The organism is Neisseria sp. HMSC073G10 (genome assembly GCF_001812605.1).
Lineage (GTDB): Bacteria > Pseudomonadota > Gammaproteobacteria > Burkholderiales > Neisseriaceae > Neisseria > Neisseria subflava_A.
On record NZ_KV809522.1, the window covers coordinates 1 to 3,258 of the forward strand.

The window sequence follows — 3,258 nt, forward strand, 5'->3', positions numbered from 1 at the left end:
CTTTCTTGGCTTCTTCAGCTTTCTTGGCTTCTTCTGTTTGTTTTGAATCACCTCCTCCGCCCGAGCCGGAATTATTGCCCGGCTGTTGCGGGGTCGGTGCAGGCTGTGCAGACGGCGTGCCACCACCGCTTGAACCGCATGCACTCAATGCGATGCTGCAGGCAATCGCCAACATACTTAATTTAAATGATTCCTTCATGGTCAAACTCCTGAATGTGATAATGGTATTTTGGAATGATGGTGATAAAATATTTGATAATTATTTACATCAAACCAATTAAAATATACCGCAAATGCGGATAACCAAACGGTACTAAACTTGCATCAGTATGAAGGTCGTCTGAAAACGGAATTTATGAATCCGCGTATACAGATGTGTTTCAGACGACCTCTACTTATATCGTCAAACCATTAATGACGATGCGGAACAAAGCCTTCCGGAGCTTCCGCACCTGCAGGCAGGTCAAATGTTTCGCGCAGAACGACTTTGTAGAACGCAAATGCATCTTTTGCACCTTGAATCGCTTCGGCTTCAGCTTCAGGGCTTAAACCCAAAGCATTCAGATGCTCGACAAAAGCACGCCAATGTTTGCCGCGGCCGTTCGGATGGGGAGCGAGGTGGCGCGCGCCGTGTTCGCCGGTGTAATCCAGCTTTTGCGCGTGTTTAAATAAAAATGCTGCGCCCAAATTGGAACCTTCGGCGCAATACAGCCAACCGATGGCTTTATTGCCGGTTTCATGCGGCAGCGGTTTGCCGTATTCGTAAGGTTTGTCGCCCAAATCCGCCAAGTCTTGCGTTACCGCATCGTAACGCGCCATGTATTCCAGCTCGGGAATGGCTTTGTTCAACTCGGGGTCTTTATAGATATGATCAACCGCTTTGTGGAACACGGATTGCAGTTTCAAAAATTTGATGTAGTTCTCTTTGTTGGTAAACGGCTCGACAGACATAACCAAGTTGTCCACGCTATCGTGAATAGTTGTAGTTTGCTCTTTCAGCCGTTTGGCAAAAGTCAGCTCTTGTGTTTCGCTCATGTGAATATCCTTCATACAGTTTCAGACGACCTTCCGGCCGCCTTTATTTAAACAAGGTGGATTGGATAGATTTGAAAACGGACACGGGATGGAAGCCAAGGTTTGTGGGATTGGAAACCCACCAAACCTGGTTGAAAACAAACCATCGGGTTTCGTTATTTTATGAAATATTTTTTAAAAATATATATCATTCCAATTCAAATGGCAAGAGAATGGTTTGCAGCTACTTGCAACTACAAGATAATAACGGACAATTTTCCACCTTCGGCAAACAAGAGAGGCAGGCTTAACGGAAAATGATTCCTTAACCATAAAAAATATTGTTTACAAAGACATGACGAAATCTCGGCAGACGCCGTCCTTGCCTCACCTGCGTCAAAACGGCATACTTTCGCCATACCGAGCCGCAGGTCGTCTGAAACCTGCCACACTGTCAAAAAGGAAGAAACAACATGAACCCTATCCGCCCTTTCTTAGACCATACTCCGCAAATTCACGAATCCTGCCTCATCGACGAAACCTCCGTCATCATCGGCGAAGTATCGCTTGCCGAAGACGTATCCGTTTGGCCGTATGCCGTTCTGCGCGGCGACGTGAACAGTATCAGCATCGGCGCGCGCAGCAATGTACAGGACGGCAGTGTCTTGCACGTTTCGCACAAAAACGCGGAAAAGCCCGAAGGCTCACCCCTTATCATCGGCGAAGACGTAACCGTCGGACACAAAGTCATGCTGCACGGCTGCCGCATCGGCGATCGTGTGTTGATTGGGATGGGTACGATTATTCTGGACGATACCGTCATCGAAGACGACGTGATGATAGGTGCAGGCAGCTTGGTGCCGCCACGCAAACGTTTGGAAAGCGGCTATCTCTATGTCGGTTCGCCCGTCAAACAAGTCCGCCCGCTGACCGAAAAAGAAAAAGAATTTTTGAAATATTCTTCCGCGCATTATGTGCGCTTGTCCGGCCAACACAAACAGTCAAAATAATTTTCAGACGGCCTTATATCCCCTAAAAAAGAAAGTTTTATGCACACACTCTACCTAGCCTCCGGCAGCCCGCGCCGCCGCGAAATTCTGGAAAACTTAAGATTCAAAGTTATCCGTATCCCTGCCGACATCGACGAAACGCCGCATTCCGACGAAAAAGCCGCCGATTATGTGCAACGTATGGCGCAGGAAAAAAATGCCGCCGCTGTCGAGCAATGGTTAGCCACACACGACGCGTCGCCCGAATATCCGATTCTGACCGCCGACACTACGGTCGCCTATCAAAACCACATTCTCGGCAAACCGGAAACCGAAGCCCAAGCAGCCGAAATACTCGCCCGGCTTTCAGGGCAGACGCATCAGGTGCTGACTGCCGTATGCGTATATTGGCAAGGGAAAACACACGGCGTTTTGCAAACCAGCGATGTACGTTTCAAAACCTTGTCTGCCGAAGAAATATCCGCCTATATCCGAAGTGGCGAACCGATGGACAAAGCGGGCGCGTATGGCATTCAGGGTTTGGGCGGCGTGTTTGTCGAGCATTTGCAAGGCAGCTTTACAGGCGTGATGGGCCTGCCCGTTTACGAAACGGTCGGCTTGTTGGAACAATTCGGATTGAGTATTCCCCCATTTGCCTGATTTTAAATACCTTCAAACAAACATTATGAAAACATACGTCTTCCCCTTTTTATCCGCAGTATTCCTTCTCGCTGGCTGCACCACTTTTTCAGACGACGGTACACCCGCCATCCGCAAAGGCAACGACAGCATCCTCTCTTTCGGGAAGCTTGGCTCCGCTATAGAAGATGCGCCCGCAGGCGGCTGGGTCATGCTCGGCGATCAATACACCTATGAGACCTTTGCAAAAAAGCCCTTCCTTCGACAGCTGAAACTCCAAACACAGGTTTTCGTCTATTTCAGCTCCTAATTACTCCTGATTTTACCCAAATACCCCCTTAATCCTCCCCGGACACCCGATAATCAGGCATCCGGCCGCCTTTTAGGCGGCAGCAGGCGCACTTAGCCTGTTAGCGGCTTTCAATAGGTTCAAACATATCGCCTTCAGATGACTTTGTGCACTCACTTTAATCAGACCAAAATAGCTTGACCGCGCATAGCGGAATTTACGGTGCAGCGTACCAAAGCTTTGTTCAACCACATAACGGGTTTTTGATAAATATCGGTTACGTTTGGTTTGTGCTTCCGACAGCGGACGGTTGCGGTGGGCTTTGCG

Annotated in this window: 5 protein-coding genes and 1 pseudogene; 3 read left to right on the top strand and 3 right to left on the bottom strand. The window is 48.8% G+C overall.

Annotated elements, in window-relative coordinates:
• Positions 1 to 199, bottom strand: a pseudogene (locus HMPREF2865_RS11655) (transferrin-binding protein); the annotation flags it as partial.
• A gap of 212 nt (positions 200 to 411) precedes the next feature.
• Positions 412 to 1,035 carry a biliverdin-producing heme oxygenase gene (locus HMPREF2865_RS05800; protein ID WP_019270851.1) on the bottom strand — a complete coding sequence of 208 codons (624 nt, stop codon included), beginning with the start codon at positions 1,033 to 1,035 and terminating at the stop codon, positions 412 to 414.
• Positions 1,036 to 1,487: 452 nt separating this feature from the next.
• Between HMPREF2865_RS05800 and HMPREF2865_RS05805 the strand changes: the two genes are divergently transcribed.
• Genes HMPREF2865_RS05805 through HMPREF2865_RS05815 form a run of 3 tightly spaced genes read left to right on the top strand, consistent with a single transcriptional unit; the run spans position 1,488 to position 2,952 of the window.
• Positions 1,488 to 2,024, top strand: coding sequence for a gamma carbonic anhydrase family protein (locus HMPREF2865_RS05805; protein ID WP_019270852.1), 537 nt, complete (start codon positions 1,488 to 1,490; stop codon positions 2,022 to 2,024).
• A gap of 39 nt (positions 2,025 to 2,063) precedes the next feature.
• A complete protein-coding gene (locus HMPREF2865_RS05810) occupies positions 2,064 to 2,663 on the top strand; it encodes a Maf family protein (protein WP_070646353.1) in 600 nt (199 codons plus the stop codon).
• A gap of 25 nt (positions 2,664 to 2,688) precedes the next feature.
• Complete coding sequence (locus HMPREF2865_RS05815; RefSeq protein WP_070646356.1) at positions 2,689 to 2,952, top strand: hypothetical protein; 264 nt, start codon at positions 2,689 to 2,691, stop codon at positions 2,950 to 2,952.
• A 72-nt stretch (positions 2,953 to 3,024) separates the two neighbouring features.
• Here the strand turns inward: HMPREF2865_RS05815 and HMPREF2865_RS05820 are convergent.
• A partial coding sequence (locus HMPREF2865_RS05820; protein WP_070646359.1) for an IS5/IS1182 family transposase occupies positions 3,025 to 3,258 on the bottom strand: 234 nt, incomplete at its 5' end.

Bases quoted from the DNA above. Each gene is read 5' to 3' on its own strand.
- HMPREF2865_RS05815 (WP_070646356.1), top strand. From the start codon at position 2,689: ATGAAAACATACGTCTTCCCCTTTTTATCCGCAGTATTCCTTCTCGCT.
- HMPREF2865_RS05800 (WP_019270851.1), bottom strand. From the start codon at position 1,035: ATGAGCGAAACACAAGAGCTGACTTTTGCCAAACGGCTGAAAGAGCAA.
- HMPREF2865_RS05805 (WP_019270852.1), top strand. From the start codon at position 1,488: ATGAACCCTATCCGCCCTTTCTTAGACCATACTCCGCAAATTCACGAA.
- HMPREF2865_RS05810 (WP_070646353.1), top strand. From the start codon at position 2,064: ATGCACACACTCTACCTAGCCTCCGGCAGCCCGCGCCGCCGCGAAATT.